This is a genomic window from Microbispora sp. H13382, from assembly GCF_014161445.1.
GTDB lineage: Bacteria > Actinomycetota > Actinomycetes > Streptosporangiales > Streptosporangiaceae > Microbispora.
Genome location: NZ_JABBXA010000033.1, coordinates 1 through 23,116, shown reverse-complemented (window position 1 = coordinate 23,116; position 23,116 = coordinate 1). Strand labels below are relative to the sequence as shown.

Annotated in this window: 15 protein-coding genes; 8 read left to right on the top strand and 7 right to left on the bottom strand. The window is 70.8% G+C overall.

Features of this window, described 5'->3' with window-relative positions; genetic code table 11:
- Nucleotides 1-49: 49 nt before the first annotated feature.
- Nucleotides 50-1,849 (bottom strand): ricin-type beta-trefoil lectin domain protein, encoded by a 1,800-nt coding sequence (locus tag HHX41_RS41505; protein ID WP_310742366.1) that lies wholly within the window; start codon nt 1,847-1,849, stop codon nt 50-52.
- 903 nt (nt 1,850-2,752) lie between these two features.
- Here HHX41_RS41505 and HHX41_RS38260 point away from each other — a divergent pair.
- From HHX41_RS38260 to HHX41_RS38235, 6 genes are all read left to right on the top strand, one after another.
- Entirely contained in the window at nt 2,753-4,177 is a 1,425-nt protein-coding gene (locus HHX41_RS38260; protein ID WP_220504815.1) for a sugar ABC transporter ATP-binding protein, read from the top strand.
- Nucleotides 4,174-5,175 (top strand): ABC transporter permease, encoded by a 1,002-nt coding sequence (locus tag HHX41_RS38255; protein WP_182909850.1) that lies wholly within the window; start codon nt 4,174-4,176, stop codon nt 5,173-5,175. Before HHX41_RS38260 ends, HHX41_RS38255 begins: the two co-directional genes overlap by 4 nt.
- Nucleotides 5,172-6,104 carry an ABC transporter permease gene (locus HHX41_RS38250; protein ID WP_169985047.1) on the top strand — a complete coding sequence of 311 codons (933 nt, stop codon included), beginning with the start codon at nt 5,172-5,174 and terminating at the stop codon, nt 6,102-6,104. The genes HHX41_RS38255 and HHX41_RS38250 overlap by 4 nt, the downstream gene beginning before the upstream one ends.
- A 13-nt stretch (nt 6,105-6,117) precedes the next feature.
- The gene (locus HHX41_RS38245) at nt 6,118-7,329 is read left to right on the top strand and encodes a substrate-binding domain-containing protein (protein WP_182909849.1); all 1,212 of its coding nucleotides are present in this window, start codon (nt 6,118-6,120) and stop codon (nt 7,327-7,329) included.
- A complete protein-coding gene (locus HHX41_RS38240) occupies nt 7,326-8,159 on the top strand; it encodes a sugar phosphate isomerase/epimerase (RefSeq protein ID WP_182909848.1) in 834 nt (277 codons plus the stop codon). The genes HHX41_RS38245 and HHX41_RS38240 overlap by 4 nt, the downstream gene beginning before the upstream one ends.
- Nucleotides 8,160-8,235: 76 nt before the next feature.
- A complete protein-coding gene (locus HHX41_RS38235; protein ID WP_182909847.1) occupies nt 8,236-11,793 on the top strand; it encodes a lectin in 3,558 nt (1,185 codons plus the stop codon).
- Between the two features lie 92 nt (nt 11,794-11,885).
- Here HHX41_RS38235 and HHX41_RS38230 read toward each other — a convergent pair whose 3' ends face one another.
- Complete coding sequence (locus HHX41_RS38230; protein ID WP_182909846.1) at nt 11,886-14,093, bottom strand: beta-glucosidase; 2,208 nt, start codon at nt 14,091-14,093, stop codon at nt 11,886-11,888.
- A gap of 110 nt (nt 14,094-14,203) precedes the next feature.
- Between HHX41_RS38230 and HHX41_RS38225 the strand changes: the two genes are divergently transcribed.
- Nucleotides 14,204-14,779, top strand: a complete 576-nt coding sequence (locus HHX41_RS38225; protein WP_182909845.1) for a TetR/AcrR family transcriptional regulator — start codon at nt 14,204-14,206, stop codon at nt 14,777-14,779.
- 25 nt (nt 14,780-14,804) lie between these two features.
- On the opposite strand, the gene HHX41_RS42130 is transcribed toward HHX41_RS38225, so the two are convergent.
- The gene (locus HHX41_RS42130) at nt 14,805-15,419 is read right to left on the bottom strand and encodes a trimeric intracellular cation channel family protein (RefSeq protein ID WP_182909844.1); all 615 of its coding nucleotides are present in this window, start codon (nt 15,417-15,419) and stop codon (nt 14,805-14,807) included.
- 238 nt (nt 15,420-15,657) lie between these two features.
- Here HHX41_RS42130 and HHX41_RS38215 point away from each other — a divergent pair, with 238 nt between their 5' ends.
- Nucleotides 15,658-15,957 carry a PP2C family protein-serine/threonine phosphatase gene (locus HHX41_RS38215; RefSeq protein WP_182909843.1) on the top strand — a complete coding sequence of 100 codons (300 nt, stop codon included), beginning with the start codon at nt 15,658-15,660 and terminating at the stop codon, nt 15,955-15,957.
- A gap of 24 nt (nt 15,958-15,981) precedes the next feature.
- Here HHX41_RS38215 and gap read toward each other — a convergent pair whose 3' ends face one another.
- From gap to HHX41_RS38195, 4 genes are all read right to left on the bottom strand, one after another.
- Nucleotides 15,982-16,980 (bottom strand): type I glyceraldehyde-3-phosphate dehydrogenase, encoded by a 999-nt coding sequence (gene gap, locus HHX41_RS38210; protein WP_182909842.1) that lies wholly within the window; start codon nt 16,978-16,980, stop codon nt 15,982-15,984.
- 166 nt (nt 16,981-17,146) lie between these two features.
- Entirely contained in the window at nt 17,147-18,094 is a 948-nt protein-coding gene (locus HHX41_RS38205; RefSeq protein WP_182909841.1) for a GlxA family transcriptional regulator, read from the bottom strand.
- 176 nt (nt 18,095-18,270) lie between these two features.
- Nucleotides 18,271-18,897, bottom strand: coding sequence for a hypothetical protein (locus tag HHX41_RS38200; RefSeq protein ID WP_182909840.1), 627 nt, complete (start codon nt 18,895-18,897; stop codon nt 18,271-18,273).
- Between the two features lie 146 nt (nt 18,898-19,043).
- Nucleotides 19,044-22,586, bottom strand: coding sequence for a glycosyl hydrolase family 95 catalytic domain-containing protein (locus HHX41_RS38195; RefSeq protein WP_259401645.1), 3,543 nt, complete (start codon nt 22,584-22,586; stop codon nt 19,044-19,046).
- Between the last annotated feature and the right edge of the window lie 530 nt (nt 22,587-23,116).

The following is a 23,116-nucleotide window of genomic DNA, read 5'->3' as shown; positions in this document are numbered from 1 at the left end:
GCCCTCGCCGGGCGCGGGGTCGGCCGCCCGGCGAGGGGGGTTCATCGGGTCAGACGCGGGTCCACTGCTGGTTGGTGCCGCCGTGGCAGGTCCAGATGTGCACCTTGCTGCCGTTGGCCGTGCCGTAGTTCGACACGTCCAGGCACTTGTTCGCGCCGACCGCGGTGATGCTGCCGTCGGAGTTGAGCCGCCACTTCTGGTTGTTCTGGCCGTTGCAGTCCCAGATGATCACTGCGCTGCCGTCGGCCGTGCCGCCGCCGTTCACGTCCAGGCACTTGTTGCCGTAGACGCGCAGCTCACCGGCGCTGGTCGTGGTCCACTGCTGGTTGGCCTGCCCGTTGCAGTCCCAGATCTGCGCCTGCGCGCCGTTGGCCTGCGACGCGCCGTTCACGTCCAGGCACCTGCCCGACCCCACGCCCTTCAGCGCGCTCGTGCCGCTCGTGCCGCCCGTGGGACTCGCGGACGGTGACGGCCCCGGAGTGCCGGGGGGCAGCAGCGTGATCGTGAAGGTCTCGTCGGCGTTGGTATGCGGCAGATGCACCGTCGTGCCGTTGCCCGACAACGTCACCACCGTGTTCTGCACGGTCACCGGACCGGCGACGGCGCCCCCGCCGTTGTACGGGATGCGCTCGGCCACCACCCGGACCTGGTTGTTCTGCACGATGCCGCTGGTGGCGTCCAGCCGCTGCAGGCCGACCGCGATGTCGCCCGTCGTGCGGCCCCCGCCGACCAGGACCTTCGCCTCCCCGTTCGCCTTCGTCGCGAACGCGTCGTAGGAGGTGCTGGGCGTGACAGAGACGATCTGGCCGGTCTGCGAGCCGTAGAAGCGGTAGACCCACCACTCGCCCTTGGGCTGGTACTGCCCGGAGGAGTTGCGGACGAGCAGGTTGCCCAGGTCGTTGTGCAGGTTGCCGCCGCCGGCCCAGTTGGCCCGCAGGCCGTCCGCGCCGGCCCGCTCCAGCCGGGCGATGTACCAGGACCCGTCCCCGGGGTTCTGTTCGTTCGACGCCCCGTACTCGTTGATCTGGTACGGGCGGGGGTGGGGGATGCCCCGGGAGCCGAGGGTGGAGTCGGCGGTCGCGACGTTGGCCACCGGGTCGCCGGGCAGGGAGTGCCAGCTGACGATGTCGGGGACGACGTTGTTGGCCTTCACGTAGTCGAGGTACTGGGTCCAGAAGCCGCCGGAGGACGGCACGCAGGCGCAGCTGGGGCCGACGATCAGGTGGGACGGGAAGGCGGCGCGGATGCGCTGGTAGGCGCGCTTCCACATCTCGAAGTACTGCGAGATGGGACGGTTCCAGAACAGGGTGATGTTGGGCTCGTTCCACAGGTCCCACTGGACCGGGACGCCGGTGGCCCGCACGTCGGCGATCAGGCGGGTGAGGAAGGCGTCGTAGTCGGTCCAGTTGCCGTTGTCGCCGGGGAAGCGGGAGATCGGGTAACCGTCGGCGCCCCACAGGTCGTGCACCAGCAGGACGAACTCACCGCCCAGCGACCGGGTGCGCAGCAGCTGCGCGCGGGTGGCGTTCCACCTGCGGTCGTACTTGCCCGACACCCAGCCGCCCGGGCCGTCGAGCTGGGCGCCGCCGGCCCGCATGTACCGGAACCTGACATCGGTGAAGAAGTGGTCCGGGGGATTGGCGCCGTCCTCCGTCATGCCGTAGATCCATCCGGAGGCCCGGTACGTCGGAGAGCCGCCGGCGACCGAGAAGTCGACGGTGATCGACTCGTCCGCGGCCTGGGCCGGCGCCGCCGTCGTGAAGAGGGATCCGGCGACGAGCGCGCCGACGGCGAACAGGGCCGCGATCCCGCGGCGGCCTGTTCGCCGCTTTCTGCCTTTCGCGTCCACGTAAGACTCCTTGGACAGAGGGGGGTGGGGAGTGACGCCGTCCACCGGCGGCCGTCTCCCGGGAGGGCGCCCGACTGCCGCCGCGGGCGTGCGAGACGCTGCCGCACGGCACACCCCGGCACGGCGGTGATCCCACCGAACGGTGATCCCAGCACGGTGATCGCTCACTCCGCCCGCCTGGTTGAGGTGCCGTACGCGTCGAGGGGATCGAGTCGGCGGTGCGGCCGGCCCGCGATCCCGGTTGTGGGACTATCGAATCGATTCGCTGGCAGCCTAGGTCTCGTCGGCGAGGGATGTCAACGGCATGTGTCAAGCATGGGTGGACAAGCTCAGGGTGCCCGGGTTGGTCCACTCACCGCGCGACGCGGGCCACGGTGAGCGCAGAACGTGAAAGTTTCAGACCTATCTCCGGCTGAGCAGTTGAAAGGTACTACTGATTCCCGCTCTGCTGGCATCGAGTGAGGAGGGCGCGGCATCATCGATGTCACGCTGAAATGGTGATTCTCGATATAGGCGGCGACGCCATGCCCATTGTGTGTGAACAGACATCCAATGGATCGCTGATAAGCATGCTTGACAGGCATGAGGCGCAGACCTATCGTCGTTCCGAATCGATTCGACAGATTGTCGCAGGTCAGGCCTGGTGTCCGTCGCTCCGGCACCGTCGAGACCGTTCCGGCTGCGTCGGCCCGGCGCTGTGGCGTCCTCGCCGGCGACCGGTTCGGCGAACGAGACATCGGGCGCAGCACGACTCCCACCCCCGCAAGGAGATCCCGTGCATGACTGGTCATCCCGGACGGCGCGGAGACGTGCCCCGGCCGGTCTCCCGGTTGCGATGCCGCCTGCCGCTCCCGGCATGGCCGGCGCGGCCGTAAGCCCCGACAGGTGGGCCGCGTGCTGAGGATGACCGGTATCGGCAAGAGCTTCCTGGGCGTGCGGGTCCTCGGCGGGGTCGATCTGGAGGCGGCGGCCGGTGAGGTCCACGCGGTGGTGGGGGAGAACGGCGCGGGCAAGTCGACGTTGATGAAGATCCTGGCCGGCGTGCACACCCCGGACGAGGGGACCATCGAGATCGACGGCCGGAGCGTGGCGTTCGGGCACCCGATCGAGGCGCAGCGGGCCGGGGTGGCGATCATCCATCAGGAGCTCACCCTGCTGCCGGAGCGGACGGTGGCCGAGAACGTCTTCCTCGGCCGGGAACCCGTCCGGCGGGGGCTGGTCGACCGGGCCGCGATGGAGTCCGCGACCGGCGAGCTGCTGGAGTCCCTCGGCGAGGAGGCGTTCGGGCCGCGCGATCTCGTCCGGCGGCTCTCTGTGGCGCAGCAACAGGTCGTCGAAATCGCCAAGGCGTTGTCGCTGAACGCCCGGATCGTGGTGATGGACGAGCCGACCGCCGCTCTGGCCGACCACGAGGTCGAGCTGCTCTACGCGCTGGTGCGGCGGCTCACCGGGCGTGGCATCGCGGTCCTGTACATCTCGCACCGGCTCCGCGAGATCTTCGATCTCGCCGACCGGATCACCGTGCTCAAGGACGGCGCCCGGGTCGCCACCGCGGAGGCGTCGAGCCTGGACACGGCGGCTCTGGTCCGCCTGATGGTCGGCCGGGATCTCGACTTCTACTACCCGCCCCGGGCGGCGGAACCGCCCGGGGAGGTGATGCTGAGCGTGCGCGGCGGCGGCAACGCCCGGCTGCACGGCATCGACCTCGACCTGCGCGCGGGGGAGATCGTCGGGGTGGCCGGGCTGCAGGGCTCGGGCCGCACCGAGCTGGCCAAGGCGCTGTTCGGCGCCGAGCCGTTCACCGGAGGCGAGATGACGCCCTGCCGTCCCCGCTCGGTCCGCGAGGGTATCGCCGCGGGGATCGGCCTGGTCACCGAGGACCGCAAGGCCGAAGGGCTCCTGCTGAACCAGCGGGTGCGCGACAACGCCCTGCTCGTCGCCCGGGCCGCCGGGATGCGCCGGCCCGGGATCGAGCGGCTGCTCGAGCGGGTGCGGCTCAACCCGCCCAGGCCCACCCAGGAGGTCCGGCTGCTGTCCGGCGGCAACCAGCAGAAGGTCGTGCTGGCCAAGTGGATGACGGTCGCGCCGCGCGTCCTGCTGTTCGACGAGCCCACCCGCGGTGTCGACGTCGGCGCCAAGGCCGCCATCCACGAGCTGATGCGCGAACTCGCAGGCGACGGCGTGGCCGTCTTGATGATCTCCTCCGAGCTCCCCGAGCTCATCGGCATGAGCGATCGCATCGTGGTGCTGCGGGACGGCCGCATCGCGGGGGAACTGCCCGCCGGTTCCTCCGAGGAGGCCGTGATGCACCTGGCGGCCGCGTCATGACCCAGCAGCTGAAGCTCCGGCGCGTCGCGGTCGGGGGCTCGTTCCTCCGCCGGCTGTCGGCCGACCGGCCCGCGCGTGCCGTCTACGTGGCGCTCGCCCTGCTCGTCGTGGTGGGCTGGCTGCTGTTCGCCCTGGACGGCGGGCAGTTCCTCAGCCAGGAGAACATCGTCGGCATCCAGCAGCGATCGGCGGCCCTCGGCATCGTCGCGGTCGGTCAGACCCTGGTGATCCTGGCCGGGAGCTTGGATCTCTCGGTGGCCTATCTGATCAGCCTGACCTCGCTGGTCGCGGCCGAGATCATGGCGGGCGCCGACGGCGGCGTGCCGGCCGCGGTCGCCGCGGTGCTGGCGGTCAGCGCGACGGCCGGGCTGGTGAACGGCCTGATCGTCACCAGGCTCCGGGTGCACGCCTTCATCGCCACGCTCGGGGTCGCGCTGATCCTGCGAGGGTTGCTCGACGAGCGGTACGACGGGCCCGCGGGCAGCGTGCCCGAGTCCTTCCAGCATCTCGGGTACGACCGCATCGGGCCGCTGCCGGTGTCGGCGCTGCTGTGGGCCGCGGTGGCGGCGTCCGCATGGCTCATGCTCAGCCGGACGCGGCTGGGATACCGGATCTACGCCGTGGGCGGGGACGCCGAGGTCGCACGCCTGTCGGGTATCCGCACCGGTCGGGTCGTGGTCGCCGCCCACGTGCTCTGCTCGGTCTGCGCCGGGATCGCCGGGCTGCTGCTCGCCTCCCGCCTCGGGGCCGGCGCGCCGACGGTGGGAACCGACGGCGGGTACGACCTGGAGTCGATCGCCGCGGTCGTGCTCGGCGGGACGGCTCTGGCCGGCGGCCGCGGCGGGGTCGCCGGGACCGTCGGCGGAGTCCTGCTCCTGGCCGTCCTCGACAGCATTTTCAACCAGCTGGAGGTCGACTCCTTCGCCAAGGACGTCGTACGGGGTGTGGTCCTGGTGGCCGCCCTGGCGATCTACGCCCGCAGGAGGCGGACCACATGAGACGCGCGCTGCCGATCTTCGTGGTGCTGGCCGGGCTGCTGGTCGCCATCGCGGTCGTCAACCCGTACTTCCTGGAGCCGCCCGCCTTCCTCGCCTTCGTCAAACGGGCCGCGCCGCTGGTGATCCTCGCGGCGGGGCAGTACTTCGTCATCGTGTCCGGCGAGTTCGACCTGTCGGTCGGCTCGCTCGTCACCGCCGAGGTGGTGATCGCCGCCCGGCTCATCGACGGCTCGGCGGAGGCGACCTGGCCCGTGCTGGCCCTGCTGATCGTCATCGGGCCGCTCACCGGGCTGGTCAACGGGATCGTCACCACCCTGCTCCGGGTCCCTTCGTTCATCACGACACTCGGCATGCTGCTGATCCTGTCCGGGGCGGTCTTCCTCTGGACGGGCGGCGCGCCCCGGGGCGCCCTGTCCCCGGAGTTCCGCGAGCTGGGGCGGGGGAGCCTGGGCCCGGTGCCCTGGTCGGTCCTCATCCTCGTCGCGGTGGCGGCGGCCGCGATCTGGGCGATGCGCGCGGGTTTTGGCCACACGCTGATCGCGGCCGGCGACAACGACCGGGCCGCGGCTCTGTCCGGCGTCCGCGTCGCCCGCGTGCGGACGGTGGCGTTCATGATCTCCGGGCTGTCCGCGGCGGTCGCCGCGATCCTGCTCGGCGGCTTCGCCGGGGTGTCCGCGCAGGTCGGCCAGGGCCTGGAGTTCCAGGCCATCACCGCTGTCGTGCTCGGTGGCGTGGCCCTCGGGGGCGGCCGCGGCTCCGTGGTCGCCGCCATGGCGGGCGCCTTCACCCTGGAGGCGCTGTTCACCCTGCTCAACCTGTACGGCATCTCGGGGGCGCTGGAGCCGGCCGTACAGGGCGTGATCATCATCGCCGCGGTGGCGCTGGGGGCCGTGAACCTCCCGCGCAGAAGAGCCGCGGCGGTCTCGTGACGGAAGGAAGACGATGCGTTCATATTCGCGGCGGCTCCTCGCCTCCGCCGCGCTGGCCGCGCTGACGCTGCCGGCGGCCGCGTGCACCAGCGACAAACCCGTGTCCTCCGCGTCCGCCGCGCCGGCCGGGTCCGCCGCTCAGGAGGACAAGGGCACCGGCGCGCAGTCGAAGTTCTTCGTGCAGGCCGACTACGACGCCCAGATGGCGATGCGCCAGGCGCAGCCGACCGGCTCGCCGGACAAGCCGTGGGAGCAGAGCATCGACCCGCAGCTCGTCGACACCGCCGAGTACAAGAAGGCGGGGCCGTACCACCTGTGCTTCTCCAACGCCGCGGTCAACAACCCCTGGCGCCAGGTCGGCTGGAAGACCATGCAGGCGGAGGTCGCCCTGCACAAGGAGATCACGCGCTTCACCGCCCTGGACGCCGAGGGCAAGGACGACAAGCAGATCTCCGACATCGCGGAACTGCAGGGCAAGGGCTGCGACGCGCTGATCGTCTCGCCCAACACCACGGCCACGCTGACTCCCGCGGTGGCCGGGGCGTGCCCGAAGGTGCCGGTCATCGTGTTCGACCGGGGGGTCCAGACCGACTGCCCGGTCACCTTCATCAAGCCGATCGGCGGCTACGCCTTCGGCGCCGAGGCGGCCGAGTTCCTCGTCGAAAAGGTGCAGCCCGGCGGGAAGATCCTGGCGCTGCGCATCCTGCCCGGTGTGGACGTGCTGGAGACCCGGTGGTCGGCGGCGAAGGTCGCGTTCGACAAGAGCGACCTCGATGTCGTCGGCGTGGAGTTCACCGACGGCGACGCCGCGAAGACCAAGAGCATCGTCAGTGACTACATCCAGCGCTACGGCAAGATCGACGGAGTCTGGATGGACGCGGGCGCCACCGCCGTCGCGGCCGTCGAGGCGTTCGAGGACGCGGGCCAGCCCGTGCCGCCGATCAACGGCGAGGATCAGCAGGACTTCCTGAGGAAGTGGAGCGACGCGAAGCTGACCGCGATCGCCCCGACCTATCCGACCTACCAGTGGCGCACCCCGATCATCGCGGCGCTCAAGATCCTGAAGGGCGAGCAGGTGCCGAAGGTCTGGAACCTCCCGCAACCGGCGATCACGCAGGAGAACCTCGCCACCTACCTCAAGCCCGGCATGCCGCCGCTGCACTACGCCCTGTGCGGGTGCGAGGACCTGCCCGGCTACCCCGGGAAGTGGGGAGGCACGTCGTGATCGGCGTCAACACGTGGGTCTGGGTCTCGCCGCTCACCGACGAGTCCCTGGCCGCCCTCGCGCCGCGGATCGCGGAATGGGGCTTCGACGTCGTCGAACTGCCGGTCGAGCACCCCGGCGACTGGGAACCGGGGAGGGCGGCGGCCCTCCTGGACGGGCTCGGGCTCGGCGCGTCGGTCGTGCTCACGATGCCACCGGGACGCGAGCTCGTCGGCGCCTCGCCCCAATGTGTGCAGGAGACCCAGGACTACCTGCGGCACTGCGTGGACGTGGCGGTGACCGTCGGCGCGCCGGCGGTCAGCGGCCCGGCGTACGCCTCCGTCGGGCGGGCCTGGCGGATGAGCCCGGACGAGCGGCGCGAGGTCTACGCCGAGCTGGGGGAGAACCTGAAACCGGTCGTCGCCTACGCGGCCGAACGCGGGATCAGGATCGGCGTCGAACCGCTCAACCGGTACGAGACCAGCGTCGTCAACACCGTCGAGCAGGCGCTCGACGCCCTCCCCGAGGAGTGCGGACTCGCCCTTGACACCTACCACATGAACATCGAGGAGAAGGATCCCCTCCGGGCCGTCCGCCTGGCGGGCGACAGGATCGCGCACATCCAGGTGTGCGGGACCGACCGCGGCGCCCCGGGCGCCGACCACTTCGACTGGCCGGGCTTCGCCGCGGCCGTACGCGACGTGGGCTACCGCGGCCCGCTCGTGATCGAGTCCTTCACCGCCGACAACATGACCATCGCCACCGCGGCGTCCATCTGGCGTCCCCTCGCCCCGAGCCAGGACGCCCTCGCCACCGAAGGACTCGCCTTCCTCCGCACCCTCATGGCCTGACCGGCCGATCACCCATGCCTTCCCTTCGCACCCCGTAACTCCGGCCGTCACCGGTAACCCCCCCAGGAGATCCCTAATGCGAAGATCACGATTGCTCCCCGCCCTGGCCGCGGCCCTGTTAGGGCTGTTGCTGTCCGCTGTGCCGTTGGTGGCGCACGCGGCCGCTCCGCAGTTCAAGGTGCTGCTGTTCAGCAAGACAGCGAGCGGCGCCTACCGGCACGACTCCATCTCCGCCGGCATCGCGATGTTCCAGCAGCTGGCGACCGACAACAACTTCCAGCTCGACGCGAGCGAGAACTCCTCCGTCTTCACCACGTCGAACCTCAACAACTACGACGCGGTGATCATGCTCCAGACGTCGGGCATGGTGTGGGACAACGACGCGCAGCGCCAGGCCATGCAGGCATACGTGCGCAGCGGCCGCGGCGTCGTGGCGATCCACAACGCCGTCGACATGAACATCGAGTCGCAGTTCCCCTGGTGGGACCAGACCGTGCTGGCCGGCGCGCACATGACGCAGCACTCGTCGATCGTGCAGGGCACCGCCAAGGTCGCCGACAAGGTCCACCCCTCGACGAAGGGCCTGCCGGACCGGTGGACCCGTACGGAGGAGTGGTACAACTTCGACAAGAACATGCGCGGCTCGGTGCACGTGCTGGTGACCGCGGACGAGACCACCTATGACGCGGGCGCGAACAAGATGGGCGCCGACCACCCGATCTCCTGGTGCCACAACCCGGAGGGCGGCCGGGTGTGGGCCACCGCCATGGGCCACAACGCGTCCTCCTACTCGGAGCCGCTGTTCAAGCAGCACCTGCTGGGCGCGGTGAAGTGGGCCGCGGGCGCGGAGCCCGGCGACTGCGGCGGCACGATCTCTGCCCGCTTCCAGAAGGTGACCCTCGACGGCGCGCCGGACCAGCCGATGGAGCTGGACGTGGCGGCCGACGGCCGGGTCTTCTACATCTCGCGCTCGGGCAAGGTCAACCTGATCCCCGCGGGCGGCGGCAGCACGCGCGTCATCGGCACCCTGTCGGTGTACGACGGCGGTGAGGACGGCGGTATCGGGATCGCGCTGGACCCGAACTTCGCCACCAACGGCTGGATCTACATCAACTACTCGCCCCTCAACGGCGGCGAGGTGAACCGGGTGTCCCGGTTCACCTTCAACGGCACCAGCCTCGACCTGAGCAGCGAGAAGAAGCTCATCGAGGTTCCGGCGTTCCGCAACGTCGACGAGCCGGGCCACACCGGCGGCTACATCACGTTCGGCCCGGGCGGCAACCTCTACATCGCCCCCGGTGACGACACCAACCCCAACGCCTCCAGCGGCTACGCCCCGATCGACGAGCGGCCGGGCCGGGAGCACTACGACGCCCAGCGGTCCGCGGCCAACACCAACGACCTGCGCGGCAAGATCCTGCGCATCCACCCCGAGCCCGACGGCACCTACACGATCCCGTCCGGCAACATGTTCGCTCCGGGCACGGCCAAGACGCGGCCGGAGATCTACGCGATGGGCTTCCGCAACGCGTTCCGCTTCTCGGTCGACAAGGTCACCGGCTGGATCTCCGTGGGCGACTACGGGCCGGACGCGGGCAGCGCCAACGCCAACCGCGGCCCCGAGGGCACGGTCGAGTGGAACCTGATCAAGCAGCCCGGGTTCTACGGCTGGCCGTACTGCACCGGCAACAACACGCCGTTCAACGACTTCAACTTCTCCACCAACACCTCGGGGGCGAAGTTCAACTGCTCGGCGCCGGTCAACGACTCGCCCAACAACACCGGCCTGACCAACCTCCCGGCCGCCAAGCCCGCGACCGTCTGGTACAACTACCACGCCTCGGCCGAGTTCCCCGAGATCAACTGCTGCGGCGGCGCGGCCCCCATGGGCGGCCCGTTCTACCGCTACGACGCGGCCAGCGCCTCCGACCGGAAGTTCCCCGAGTACTTCGACGGCGCGACCTTCCTGTACGAATGGAGCCGCAACTTCGTCAAGGAGATGCGCCTCGACTCCTCCGGCAACCTCCTGAAGATCAGCCCGTTCGTGGCGAACATCGCCCCGCACGCGCCGATCGACATGAAGTTCGGCCCCGACGGCGCGCTCTACATGGCCGACTGGGGCAACGGCTTCGGCCACGCGAACACCGATGACAGCATCTACCGGATCGACTACGTGGTCGGGAACCGCGCCCCCGTCGCCAAGGCGAGCGCCAGCCCCGACTCGGGCGCCGCGCCGCTGACCGTGGCGTTCTCCTCGGCCGGCTCGTCCGACCCCGACGGCGACCCGATCACCTACAGCTGGGACTTCGGCGACGGCACCACCTCCACCGCGGCCAACCCGACGAAGACCTACAACGCCAACGGCACCTACACCGCCAAGCTGACCGTACGGGACTCGGGCGGGAAGACGGGCAGCATCACGCTGACCATCGCCGTCGGCAACACCCGTCCCACGGTCGTCTTCTCGGCTCCGCCCGACGGCGGGTTCATCGACTTCGGCGACCGGGTGACCTACACGCTGAACGTCACCGACCCCGAGGACGGCACCGTCGACTGCTCCAAGGTCAACGTGTTCACCGCACTCGGCCACGACCAGCACGCCCACGACACCGGTCAGTACACCGGCTGCTCGGGGACGGTCACGACCACGGCCTCCGGCCATGACGAGGCCTCCAACGTCTACTACGTCCTGGGCGCGGACTACACCGACAAGGGCGGCCTGAAGGGCAGCGCCGGTATCACGCTGCAGCCCAAGCACAAGCAGGCCGAGCACGCCACCGGCTCGTCCGGCATCAGGATCGTCGACGAGGCCGGGGCCGAGGGCGGCAGGCGGATCGGCGACATCTCCAACAACGACTGGCTCTCCTTCACCCCGTTCAACCTCTCCGGAATCGACACGGTGTCCTTCCGCGTCTCGGCGCCGTCCGCCACCGGGGCGTCCATCGAGCTGCACGCCGACTCGCCGACCGGGGCGCTCATCGCCTCCGCCTCGGTGCCGTCGACCGGTGGCTGGAACAACTACGTGTCCCTGCCCGCGGTGCGGGTCACCGACCCCGGTGGCACACACAACGTGTACGTCGTGTTCAAGGCGCCGTCGGCGAACGCGTTCGACGTCGACTCGTTCACCTTCGGCGGCAGGGGCGTCGGGCAGGGCGGCGGCTCCTCCTCGCCGTCCCCCTCGCCGTCCCCCTCCGCGCCGGCCTCTCCCTCTCCCTCGCCCTCTGCGTCGCCCTCGGGCGGCACGGGGAGCACGAGTGCGCTGCGGGGTGTGGGGTCGGGCCGGTGCCTAGACGTCAACGGCGCGTCGCAGTCGAACGGCGCGACGGTGCTGATCTGGGACTGCAACGGCGGGAACAACCAGAAGTGGACCTCCACCAGCGCGTCCGAGCTGCGCGTCTACGGCAACAAGTGCCTGGACGTGAACGGCGCGGGCACGGCGGACGGCACCGCGGTCATCATCTGGGACTGCAACGGCCAGAACAACCAGAAGTGGCGCCTGAACTCCGACGGCACGATCGCCGCGGTCGGGGCGAACAAGTGCCTGGACGTCGCGAGCAGCGGCACCGCCAACGGCACCAAGGTGCAGATCTGGTCCTGCACCGGCGGCAACAACCAGAAGTGGACCCGGGTGTGACCTCGATGTGACGCCCGGCCCCGGAGCCGGTCCGCCCCCGCGGACCGGCTCCGGACGCACGACTTGGGAATGCGGCGCAAACCTTCCGGCTGTCAGGCGAGCGTGAGCTCGGCCGGTGCGGTGACGGCGCCGGGGTCGCCCGCGTAGGAAGCGGCTTCGATCACGGCCGTCGGGGAGGCGGGGACGAACCCGCCGGGAGTCCACCTCCGCAGGGGCCGGGTCGAGGCGGGCACGGTGACCCGGGCCGATTGCCCGGCCGGAAGCTCGACGGTCGCGAAGCCGAGCAGGACCCGGGTGGGGAAGTCGTCGGCCGCCGCGTCGATGCCGGTGGGCCGCCCGTAGAGCTGGACGACGTGGCGGCCCGCGCGTGAGCCGGTGTTGGTCACGGTCACGACGCCCGTGAAGGAGTCGCCGTCGGGTGCGCCGACGGTGAGGTCGGCGAGGGCGAAGCCGGTGTAGGACAGCCCGAACCCGAGCGGGAAGGCCGGCGCGTGGCCGTCCCGGTCCAGCAGCCGCTGGCCGAACCACTTGTCGTAGGTGATGGCGGTGGCGTCGCGGTCGAAGTACGGCAGGTGCTCCTCGGCGGCCGGGATCGAGTACGGCAGCCGCCCGGCCGCGTCGACCTCGCCGAGCAGCACGTCGGCCAGGGCCCGGCCGCCCTCGCAACCCGAGTACCAGGAGAAAAGCACGGCGGGTACGGCGTCGCGCCACTCCTCGGTGATGACGGCCCCGGCGGTGACGATCACCACGACGGTGCGCGGGTTGGCCGCCGCCACGGCCCGGATGATCTCGGCGTCGACGGGCCGGAGCCGCAGACTGGCACGGTCGCCGCCGGCGCTTCCGCCGCTCATGGAGTCCACCGCGCCGGGCTCGGCCAGGAAGGCCGCGAACGACTGCCCGGCGGGGTCGTCGCCGGGCGGCGGGAACAACGCCAGCAGGTCGGCATCGGCCAGCACGTCCCCTCCGATCCACTCGCCCTCGTCGGCCGCGGTGTAACCGGCGACGACAACGGCGACGTCGGCCTGTGCGGCCGCGGCGGCGGCCGCGGCCGGGTCGTCGTCGGCCACGTGGGTGATCCGGGTGTCCGGGAGCGCCTCGGTGAGCCCCCGCAGCGCGGTGATCACCTCCGGGGCGCGTACGTCGGAGGAGCCGTTGTCGCCGGTGTTGGCCACGTCGGCCAGACGCCCGACGACCGCCAGGGAGGCGAGGGCGTCCTGGTTCAGCGGCAGCAGGGGCGCGTCGCCGACCGGGTCGTTCTTGAGCAGCACCATGCCGCGGGCGGCGACCTCGCGCGCCAGCGCGCGGTGCTCTGAGCCGAACACCACGTCGAGCGGGGGCTCGGGCTCGCTGAGGGCGGCGTAGTGGCGCAGCTGGGTGGCGAGGATGCGGCGGGCCGCACGGTCGACGTCGTCCCAGCTCGCCCGGCCCGCCTCCAGGTCGGCGGGCAGATGCTCGGCGCGCTGCTGGCGGAAGGGCTCCTCCACGTCGAGCCCGGCGCGCAGCGAGGCGGCGGCGTCGCGCAGGCCCCAGATGAAGTCGGAGACGGTGACGCCCTCGAAGCCCCACATCCCGCGGAGCACGCCTTCCATCAGGTGCTCGTTCTGCCCGGCCCACTCTCCGTTGACGGAGTTGTAGGCGGTCATGACGCCCGACACGCCCTCTTCCACGATCCGCCGGAAGTGCGCCAGGTAGACCTCGTGCAGCGCCGCGTCGTCGGCGGTGACGTCGACCTTGAACCGGGCGTTCTCCATGCTGTTGAGCGCGTAGTGCTTGACGACGGCCATGGCGTTGCGCTGCACTCCGCGGGTCAGCGCCGCACCGAACTCGCCGAGCAGGACCGGGTCCTCGCCGTACGTCTCCTGGGCCCGGCCCCACGACGGGTGGCGGGGCAGGTTCACGCACACGCCGCCGAAGAAGTTGGCGCCCTGGGCGCGCAGTTCGAGCCCGATCGCGGTGCCGACGCGCTCCTCGAGCTCGACGTCCCAGGTGGCGCCGCGGGCCATGGAGACCGGGAAAGCGGTCGACTTTCCCATCACCACACCGCGCGGGCCGTCGGAGAACAGCAGGCCGGGGATGCCCAGCCGCTCGACGCGGCCCATCGGGTAAGGGGTGAGGTTGTACCCGTTGGTCATCATGTCGGCCATGCCCTGCCAGAACGGCAGGTCTCCGTCCAGCAGCCACAGGCGTTCTTCACCGGTCATCTGCGACAGCAGTTCGCCCGCCGCCTCGTCGAGGGGCCGCCCGGCGCGCACTGCGGCGACGGCGGCGGAGAATGCGGTCGGGGAGGAGGGCGTCGACATGCGCACACAACTCTCTGAACAGGCGCGACAGCGCTATCTACCAAACGGTAGATAAACTAGGCTGGTATCGTGATCGAATCAACCCCCCGTCTCCCAGGAGCCAGGACGGCATGACCCCCGCACCGGGACGGCGCCGGCTGCCGCTCGCCGAACGCCGGGAGGAGATCCTCCAGGCGGCCACCGAGCTGATCGCCGCCTCCGGGTTCAAGGGCGTCACCCTCGAGGCGTTCGCGGCGGCCTGCGGCATGACCAAGGCGGGGTTGCTGCATCACTTCCGCTCACGGGAGGACCTGCTCATCGCGGTCCTCGAACGCCGGGACACGCTCGACCTCGCGAGCGTCGTCGACACGTTCGAACCGGCGCCCGACCCGGCGACCGCCCGCGCCGTCATGTCCGGATTCGTCCGGCGCAACCTCGCGCAACGCTCAATCGTGCAGCTGTACACCATGCTGTCGGCAGAGGCGCTGGACCCCGCGCATCCCGCGCACGCCTACTTCCGGACGCGGCTTATCGAGGGCCGCGCCATGCTCGAGCGCTACCTGCTGGCCTGGCATCCCCGGCCGGACCGGGCCGCGGTGGACCTGCTCGCCTTCCTCGACGGCCTGCAGCTCAACTGGCTGCGTGACGCCGACATCGACTTCCTCGCCCAGTGGGAGGCCTTCGCCGACCGGTTCTTCGCCTCCTGACCGCCGCGCGAGGGCACCCGGCCGGTCACCGCGCCTTGCTGACGCCCCTGGCCAGAGGCGCGCGCCAGCGATACCGCATGGCGAGGATGCGGAACGTGAAGGCGAGCACGGCAGAGGACAGGGTGGCGACGAACCCCCGCACGTCCAGCGCGTGCAGCGCGACCATCGCCGTCGAGCCGAGCATCGCCGGTACGGCGTAAAGCTCCCGGTCGTAGAGCAGGGTCGGCCTCTCGCCGGACAGGACGTCTCTGATGACGCCGCCACCGACCGCCGTACAGACCCCGAGGAACACGGCGTGCATCGGCGCGACGCCGTAGTGGAGCGCCTTGGCGGTCCCGACGGCGCAGAACAGGCCGAGGCCCGCCGCGTCGAAGACGAGCACCGCGGGCATCGCCCGCTCGACCTGGGGATGCCAGAAGAAGGCGATGACGGTGGCCACGACCGGCACGAGGAGATATGCGGTGTCCCGCAGCGCGGCGGGCTGCACGCCGATGAACAGGTCACGCACGATGCCGCCGCCGACCGCGGTGAAGAACGCGAGCACCGCGATGCCGACCACGTCGAGCCGTTTGCGTACGCCCTGGAGCGCACCGGACAGGGCGAAGACGAAGATTCCGACAAGGTCGAGCACGGGGGTCACGGGCGCTCATTCTCCCACATACCGCGCAAATCGCCGTGCGATCAGGCCCGGCGGAGGTCTACGCGCCGGGGGCCGCACCCTCCGCCCGCCGGCCGCGGAAGTCCGGACGGCACGGGCAAGGGCAGCGTGGACTGAACCGCGTGCTCGGGGTGACCGTGCCCGTGGTCGACGAGACCATTGAGCGGATCGCGACCGAGCTGGGCAGCCTGGTCGCGCTGCTGGTGGTGAGCAAGCGACGATGGGTCTTCGCCTGGGCCCGGCCGCCGTGCTCGCGCGCCGTCAGCTCGAGCCCGGCGACCGGCTGCTCCTCTACACCGACGGCATCGTCGAGGCGCTGACTCCCGACGGGGAGAGGTTCGAGCTGGACCGCTTCGCCGACTTCGTCATCCGGCGGGAGGCCGACGGCGTCTCCGCACCGGAGACCCTGCGCCGCCTGATCCACTCGATCCTCTCCTACCAGCGCGGTCAGCTCCAGGACGACGTCACGGTGATGCTGGTCGAGTGGCGCACCGAGCGGCACCGCCGGCTCGTGCTGTGAGGCGGCATCACCCGCGGGCCGAGTTCAGCCGCGGGCGAGCAGCTCGAGCGTGTCGACGACGCGGTTCGCGAAGCCCCACTCGTTGTCGTACCAGGCCACCACCTTGACGTGCGCGCCCTCGACCCGGGTGAGGGCGGCGTCGAAGATCGACGACGCCGCCTGGCCGGTGATGTCGCTGGAGACCAGCGGCTCGTCGGCGTACTCGAGGATGCCCTTGAGCGGGCCGTCGGCGGCGGCGCGGTAGGCCGCGAGCACCTCGTCGCGGGTGACCCGGCGGGAGACCGTGGTGTTCAGCTCCACGAGCGAACCCACCGGGACCGGCACGCGGATCGCGTCGCCCGACAGCTTGCCGTCCAGGTTCGGCAGCACCAGGCCGATGGCCTTGGCGGCCCCGGTGGTGGTGGGTGCGATGTTCACGGCGGCGGCGCGGGCCCGGCGCAGGTCGCGGTGCGGGCCGTCCTGGAGGTTCTGCTCCTGCGTGTACGCGTGCACGGTGGTCATGAAGGCGTGCTCGATGCCGGCCAGGTCGTCCAGCACGGACGCGAGTGGCGCCAGCGCGTTCGTGGTGCACGAGGCGTTCGAGACGATCACGTGCTCGGCGGGGTCGTAGTCCTCCGTGTTCACGCCGTAGGCGAGCGTCACGTCGGCGCCGTCGGAGGGGGCGCTCACCAGCACCCGCCCGGCCCCGGCGTCGATGTGCGCGCGGGCGGCCCGCGCCGCGGTGAAGCGGCCGGTGGCCTCCAGCACGATGTCGACGCCGAGATCGGCCCACGGCAGCTTGGCGGGCTCGCGTTCGGCGAGCACCGCGATACGGCGGCCGTCGACCACGAGGCTGGTTCCGTCGACCTCGACGGAGCGGCCGAGGCGGCCGAGCGCGCTGTCGTACTTGAGCAGGTGCGCGAGGGTCTCGGGGGCGGCGAGGTCGTTGACGGCGACCACGTCGAGGTGACTGTCGCGTTCGAGCAGGGCGCGGAGGGTGTTGCGCCCGATACGACCGAATCCGTTGACGGCGATGCGGGTCATGGAGGCTCCTTTCGTTCCGCGCTCCATGATCGGCGCGTGGTCGCCGGGCCGACAGTGGCCCGAACGACACCGTGCGCAAGGATCCCGCCAGAAGTTTCGCCACCGTCCGCAAGGATCTCGCCACCCCGTCCGAGGACCGGCGCGGCCGCTCGTCCGGCCGGGGAGGTCAGGCGGAGAAGGTGTGGCGGTAGTCCGTCGGGGAGGTGCCGAGGATCCGCTGGAAATGCAGGCGCAGGTTCGCCCCGGTGCCGAGCCCGACCCGGTCGGCGATCTGTTCCACGCCCAGATCGCTCCGTTCGAGCAGTTCGCGCGCCAGGTCCACGCGCGCCCGGAGCACCCACTGCATGGGCGTGTAACCGGTGTCCTCCACGAACCGCCGCGAGAAGGTGCGGGCCGACACCCTCGCGTGGCGGGCGAGGGTGTCCAGGGTCAGCCGTTCGGACAGGTGCGCCAGGGCCCACTCGCGCGTGCTCGCGAACAGGTCGCCGAGCGGTTCGGGCACGCTCCGGGGGACGTACTGCGCCTGGCCTCCGCTGCGGTAGGGCGCCGCCACCAGCCGTCTCGCCACGTGGTTGGACAGCCCGACGCCGTGGTCGCGCCGCACCAGGTGCAGGCACAGGTCGATGCCGGACGCGGCGCCCGCCGACGTGAGCACGTTCCCCTCGTCCACGAACAGCACGTTCTCGTCCACGCGCACGAGCGGATGCTTGTCGGCGAGGGCCTTCGTGTAGTGCCAGTGGGTCGTCGCCCGTTTGCCGTCGAGCAGGCCCGTCGCCGCCAGCGCGAACGCTCCCGTCGAGATGGCCGCGAGCCTGGTCCCGCGCTCGTGGGCGGCCATCAGGGCGCCGACCACCGCCGCCGGCGGTTCCGTGGTCGCCGGCTCCCGATAGCCGGGGATGAAGACGGTGTCGGCCTGCTCGAAGGCGTCCAGGCCCTCGGCCACGTGATAGGAGAGGCCGTCGCCGCCGGTCACCAGCCCGGGTGTGGCGCCGCACACCCGGACCTCGTACGGCATGCTCGGCCGGTTGGAGAACACCTGCGCCGGGATGCCGACGTCGAGCGGCTTCGCGCCCTCCAGCACGAGCACGGCGACGCGGTGCTTCCTCGGGCTCATCGGCCTCCTTCGCCTGCTCCCGCGATCGACCGGGGATCCCCCCGCGCCGTGACCGCGACGACCTCTGCCGCAAGCATCCTGCCACCGGCCCCCAGTAGCCCCCAGCGCCACCAGGGGCCGCCGGCGCGCCGGCCGGACCGCACCCGGAACAGCAGCGGTGGCGCCCCGCCTGCGGGTTAGGACTGGTTGAACAGCGAAAGGGTCAGGGTGGAGTGGTACTCGCCGGCGGCGACGTCGACGGAGGTGCGCAGGGCGAGGTCGGCGTTGACCTGCGAGGTGCCGATCTCGTCGGCGGAGTTGGCGGTCGAGACCAGCAGCTCCTGGCCCTCCAGACCCACGTTGGGGGCTCCGGTGCCGTCGGAGACGACACTGGAGACCGGCTCACCGGCTGAGACCGCGCCGGTGGAGGAGTCGCTCAGCAGGCGCGGCTTCCAGCCGAGGTATTCGGGGCCGATGGTCTTGGCCGGGTCGTCGGAGGCGACGAACTGGCTCGCCTGGCCCACGACCGCCCAGTACTCGCCGGCGGGGATCTCCTCGGGGGTGCGGGTGTCGGTCACCGTGACCGTGGGCAGGGTGCCGGTGAACTGGCGGGCGGCGGCGTCGGAGCCGTTCTCCTGCAGGGACACCCCGTTGTTGTCGGCCACGGTCATCGACAGCTGACCGGGGGTGGTGGTGGGCTCGATGTTCACCGACACGTCGATGCCGCTGCCGGGGTCGTCGGCCAGCGCGGGAGTGGCCACGCCGGCGAGGGTGAGGCCGAGCACCGACGCGGCGAGCACCTGCGTGATCCTGTTGATTCTCATGTGATCATTCGCTCCATAAATGGGGGGCGAGGCCGGCCGGCTGTTCGGCCGGCCGGCCTCGGTTGAGCTACGGCGGTGTCCTCGTCGTGGGGATCGTGGTCACCGCCGGTGCGGCCGGCGGCCGGCCGGGGACGCCCCAGGTGTGGTCAGCCGCAGCTGGCCGCGGTGTAGGCCGCGTCGTAGGTCGAGGTGACCTGCTTGCCGCCGATCGTCGCGGTCGCGGTCACGGTGACCTTGCCGGCGTCGATCTGGGGAGCTCGGGTGTTGAAGGACTGGTAGGCCTGCTTGCCCGGGGCCACGTCGGCCACCGTCTTGGTGCCGTACGGGGTGGTGAGCGTGATCGTGGCCGGCACGTCGGAGTCGTTGACGGCCGTGACCGCCAGGTAGGCCGAGGTGCCGATGCAGCGGGTGGTGGCGGTGACGGTCAGCTTGACCGCCGGCGGGGGCGTGACGGCATCGAGCGCGACCGCGAAGATGTGCATCGTCGCGACCCCGTTCGCCGCCCGCGCGCTGATGTTGGGCAGGTCGACGCGGGAGATCTCCTTGTTCTGCAGTGCCACGCCCGAGTAGTAGATGGTCGCGGCGGTGTTCTGCCGCTGGTTGTTCGGCCGGTTCTGGTACGGGGCCACGACGGCGGCGTCGCCCTCCGGCCGCGGCGCGCCGTACCAGTCGGGCGAGCTGAGGGTGAAGGTCTGCCTCGTGCCGTCCTTGTAGACGATGGTGGCCGGTCCGGACACCGCGCCGTAGGTGCCGGTCAGCAGGAAGCCGAGCGTCTTGCCGGTGCCGGTCACCTTGAGGGACTGTCCGGAGGCGATGGCGTTGTCGGGGGTGCCCACCGCGACGTTGGGCCACTTGAAGTTCAGCCCGTTCTTGGTGACGGTGGCCCCGGGGGTGACACCGACCGACGCCAGCGCCTGGGCGGAGATGCTGGCGTTGTTGCCGTCGAAGTTTCCGGGGGCGGTGTTGGTGTCGTCGGTGACGCCGACGTTGCTGAACAGCTCCTCAAGCGGCTTCTCCCCGCCGCCCCACACCTGCACCGGGGCCTTCGCGGACGCGGTCCAGTCCTCGCCCGCCTCGGTGCCGCTCACCACGCCGGTGAGGACCGCGGTGCCGGCCGCGGCGCCGGCGGCGGGAGTGACGGTGAACTCCACCGTGGCCTTCGCGTCCGGCGCCAGGGGCCCCACGTTGGCCTGCGCGGGGGTGACGGTCCACCCCTCCGGCGCCTTGAGGGACACCGTCGCCGACGCCAGCGACGCCTCCACCGCCCGGACGGTGACCGTGGCCTTCGCCCCCTGACCCGGCGAGACCTCGACGGGCGCGGTCATCGTGACCTTCTGCAGCGCGTACGCCCGGTAGGTGTGCCGGGCCTGCGCCGTGATCTTGATGGCGCCGGACTCGGCCTTCTCCACCGTGACCGTGCCGCCGCCGGTGGTGTCGAGGATCTTGTAGCGGCCGGTGAAGATGCCGCCGCGTACCTTGACGACACCGTCGCGGTCAGGCGTGACGAGGTACTCGTCGGCCTGCCCGTCGCTCCACGCCGCGCCGATCGTGTGGCCGCCGCGGCCGCGCAGGCCCTGCACCTTCCCGTTCCGCCAGGCGTCCGGAAGCGCCGGCAGCACGTTCAGTTCGCCGGTGTGGCTCTGCAGCAGCATCTCGGTGATGCCGGACGTGGCGCCGAAGTTGCCGTCGATCTGGAACGGCGGGTGCAGGTCGAACATGTTCGGGGCGAGCCTGGCCGGCGTCACCAGGAGGCGGACCAGGTCGTGCGCCCGCTTGCCCTCCTCCATCCGCGCCCAGTAGTTGATCTTCCAGGCGAGGGACCAGCCCGTGCCGTCGTCGCCGCGCAGTTCGAGGGTCCGCCGCGCGGCCTCGAACAGCTCCGGGGTGCCGCGCTTGGTGATCTGGTTGCTGGGGTGCAGGCCGTACAGGTGCGAGACGTGCCGGTGGTTCCGCTCGGTCTCGACCCAGTCGTACAGCCACTCCTGGATGTTGCCGCGGGAGCCGATCTTCATCGGAGCCAGGCGCTCGCGGGCCGCCAGGACCTTCTCCCGGAAGCTCGCGTCCACGCCGAGAACCTCACTCGCCTCGGCGCAGCCGTCGAACAGGTCGCGCAGGATCTGGTTGTCCATGGTGGGACCGGCGGCGACGCTGGCGTTCGCGTGGTGGCTGAGCTCGGGCGAGTTCGACGGGTTCGTGACCAGGTATCCGAGCTTCGGCTCCTCCACGAGCGTGTCGAGGAAGAACTGGGCCGCGCCCTTCATCGCCGGGTAGTTCTTCCGGAGGAACTCCACGTCGCCGGTGAACAGGTAGTGGTCCCAGATCATGGTGGCCAGCCACGCGCCGCCGGTCTGCCACATGCCCCAGAACGCGCCGTCGACGACCGAGGTCGCCCGCCACGCGTCGGTGTTGTGGTGGGTGACCCAGCCGCCGGCGCCGTACTGGACCTCGGCCGTGCGGGCGCCGGTCACCGTGAGGTCCTGGATCATGCCGAACACCGGCTCGTAGCACTCCGACAGGTTCGTGGTGTCGGCGGGCCAGTAGTTCATCGGCAGGTTGGCGTTGATGGTGTACTTCGAGTCCCACGACGGGCTCAGGGAGTCGTTCCAGATGCCCTGCAGGTTGGCCGGCTGTGTCCCGGGGCGCGAGCAGCTGATCAGCAGGTAGCGGCCGAACTGGAACAGCAGCGCGGAGAACTGCGGGTCGTCGACGGCCCCGTGCTGGGCGATCCGGACGTCGGTCGGCTGGTCGGCCGCGTCGGTGCGGTCCAGTTCGAGCGTCGTCCGCTTGAACAGGGCCTGGTAGTCGGCCACGTGCCGGTCGCGCAGCGCGTCGTAGGCCTTGCCCTGGGCGGCGTCGAGGTGCCGCCGCGCGATGCCCTGGTAGTCGCCGCTGACGTCCTTGTAGTTGACGTAGCTGGAGCCGATGGAGATCAGCAGCGTCACGCTGTCGGCGGCGGACACTTGGAGCGTTCCGCCGGAACTGGTGACGGTGCCGCCTTCGGCGACGGCCTTGGCCAGCGCGAGGAACTTGACCTGGCCGGTGATGCCCTCGAAGTTGCCCGAGACGCCGTCGAGCGCCACCGTCGTGCCGTCCGGGCTGGTGAGCGTCGTGCGCTGGGGGCTGTCGAACGTCGCGCTGAACGTGATCGAGCCGGGCTTGTCGGCGGTCAGGCGGATGACGATGACCTGGTCGGGCGCGCTGGCGAACACCTCGCGCTTGTACCGCACGCCGTTCAGGAGGTAGGTGACGGACGTGGTGGCGGTGGTGAGGTCCAGCTGGCGGTTGTACTCGGAGAACCCGCTGGTGCCGGGGAAGGTCAGCCTGATGTTGCCGACGGTCTGGTAGGCGAGCTGGCCCGCGGGCTTGCCCAGCATGTTCTGGTCGATCAGGGTCTGGGCCTGGCTCCACTGGTCCTCGAAGACCAGGCGCCGGATCTCCGCCAGTGCCGACGCGCCCTTGGGGTTGCTCTGGTCGTACGGCCCGCCGCCCCAGACGGTGTCCTCGTTGAGCTGCAGCCGCTCGGCGTCGACGTTGCCGAACACCATCGCGCCGAGGCGCCCGTTGCCGATGGGAAGGGCACGGAGCCAGTCCGTGCCGGCGCCCCTGTCGTACCACAGCGCCATGTCGTTGGCGGCGCGTACCTCCGAGGGCGCCACCGATCCGGCCCGGGCGACCGCTGTCCACTGCATCGGCAGCATCAGAGCTCCGGCTCCGACCGTACCGATCTTCATCAATTGCCTGCGCGACAGGTCTGGCATCTCGCTTCTCCAAGCGCATCGCGGCCTTGCGGACAACCGGCACCTGCGCATGGACGACGAGCTCGCGGACGACGAGACGAGCGGGTTGCGAGGGGGCCGGCGGCTCAACGAGGCTCTATGTGGGGGGAGTGACCGCAAAGCTACAAAGATTTGATGTATGCGTCAACGGTTGGTATCAAACAGCCCGAAAATGCGCATCTTCGCTCGCTCGCAGCGGGAAACATCTAATCTTTGGGTTGATGGCGCCGCCTGCCTCGGCGGCGTCCGCCGCTACCCGGGGCTGACGGCCGAGCGGAATACAATCGGAGCCTCGGGAAGGCGCTCCCCGCATGAGGCTCCGGCCGGGACCGAGGACACCCACTGCCATGTCACGCACAGACGACGTAGTAGACAGCATCAAGCGGATGATCCTCGACGGGGTCCTGCGGCCCGGTGACCGCCTGCCCGTCGAGAAGGACCTC

Bases quoted from the DNA above. Each gene is read 5' to 3' on its own strand.
- HHX41_RS38260 (WP_220504815.1), top strand. From the start codon at position 2,753: ATGACCGGTATCGGCAAGAGCTTCCTGGGCGTGCGGGTCCTCGGCGGG.
- HHX41_RS38255 (WP_182909850.1), top strand. From the start codon at position 4,174: ATGACCCAGCAGCTGAAGCTCCGGCGCGTCGCGGTCGGGGGCTCGTTC.
- HHX41_RS38250 (WP_169985047.1), top strand. From the start codon at position 5,172: ATGAGACGCGCGCTGCCGATCTTCGTGGTGCTGGCCGGGCTGCTGGTC.
- HHX41_RS38245 (WP_182909849.1), top strand. From the start codon at position 6,118: ATGCGTTCATATTCGCGGCGGCTCCTCGCCTCCGCCGCGCTGGCCGCG.
- HHX41_RS38235 (WP_182909847.1), top strand. From the start codon at position 8,236: ATGCGAAGATCACGATTGCTCCCCGCCCTGGCCGCGGCCCTGTTAGGG.
- HHX41_RS38230 (WP_182909846.1), bottom strand. From the start codon at position 14,093: ATGTCGACGCCCTCCTCCCCGACCGCATTCTCCGCCGCCGTCGCCGCA.
- HHX41_RS38225 (WP_182909845.1), top strand. From the start codon at position 14,204: ATGACCCCCGCACCGGGACGGCGCCGGCTGCCGCTCGCCGAACGCCGG.
- HHX41_RS38215 (WP_182909843.1), top strand. From the start codon at position 15,658: ATGGGTCTTCGCCTGGGCCCGGCCGCCGTGCTCGCGCGCCGTCAGCTC.
- gap (WP_182909842.1), bottom strand. From the start codon at position 16,980: ATGACCCGCATCGCCGTCAACGGATTCGGTCGTATCGGGCGCAACACC.
- HHX41_RS38205 (WP_182909841.1), bottom strand. From the start codon at position 18,094: ATGAGCCCGAGGAAGCACCGCGTCGCCGTGCTCGTGCTGGAGGGCGCG.
- HHX41_RS38200 (WP_182909840.1), bottom strand. From the start codon at position 18,897: ATGAGAATCAACAGGATCACGCAGGTGCTCGCCGCGTCGGTGCTCGGC.
- HHX41_RS38195 (WP_259401645.1), bottom strand. From the start codon at position 22,586: ATGCAGTGGACAGCGGTCGCCCGGGCCGGATCGGTGGCGCCCTCGGAG.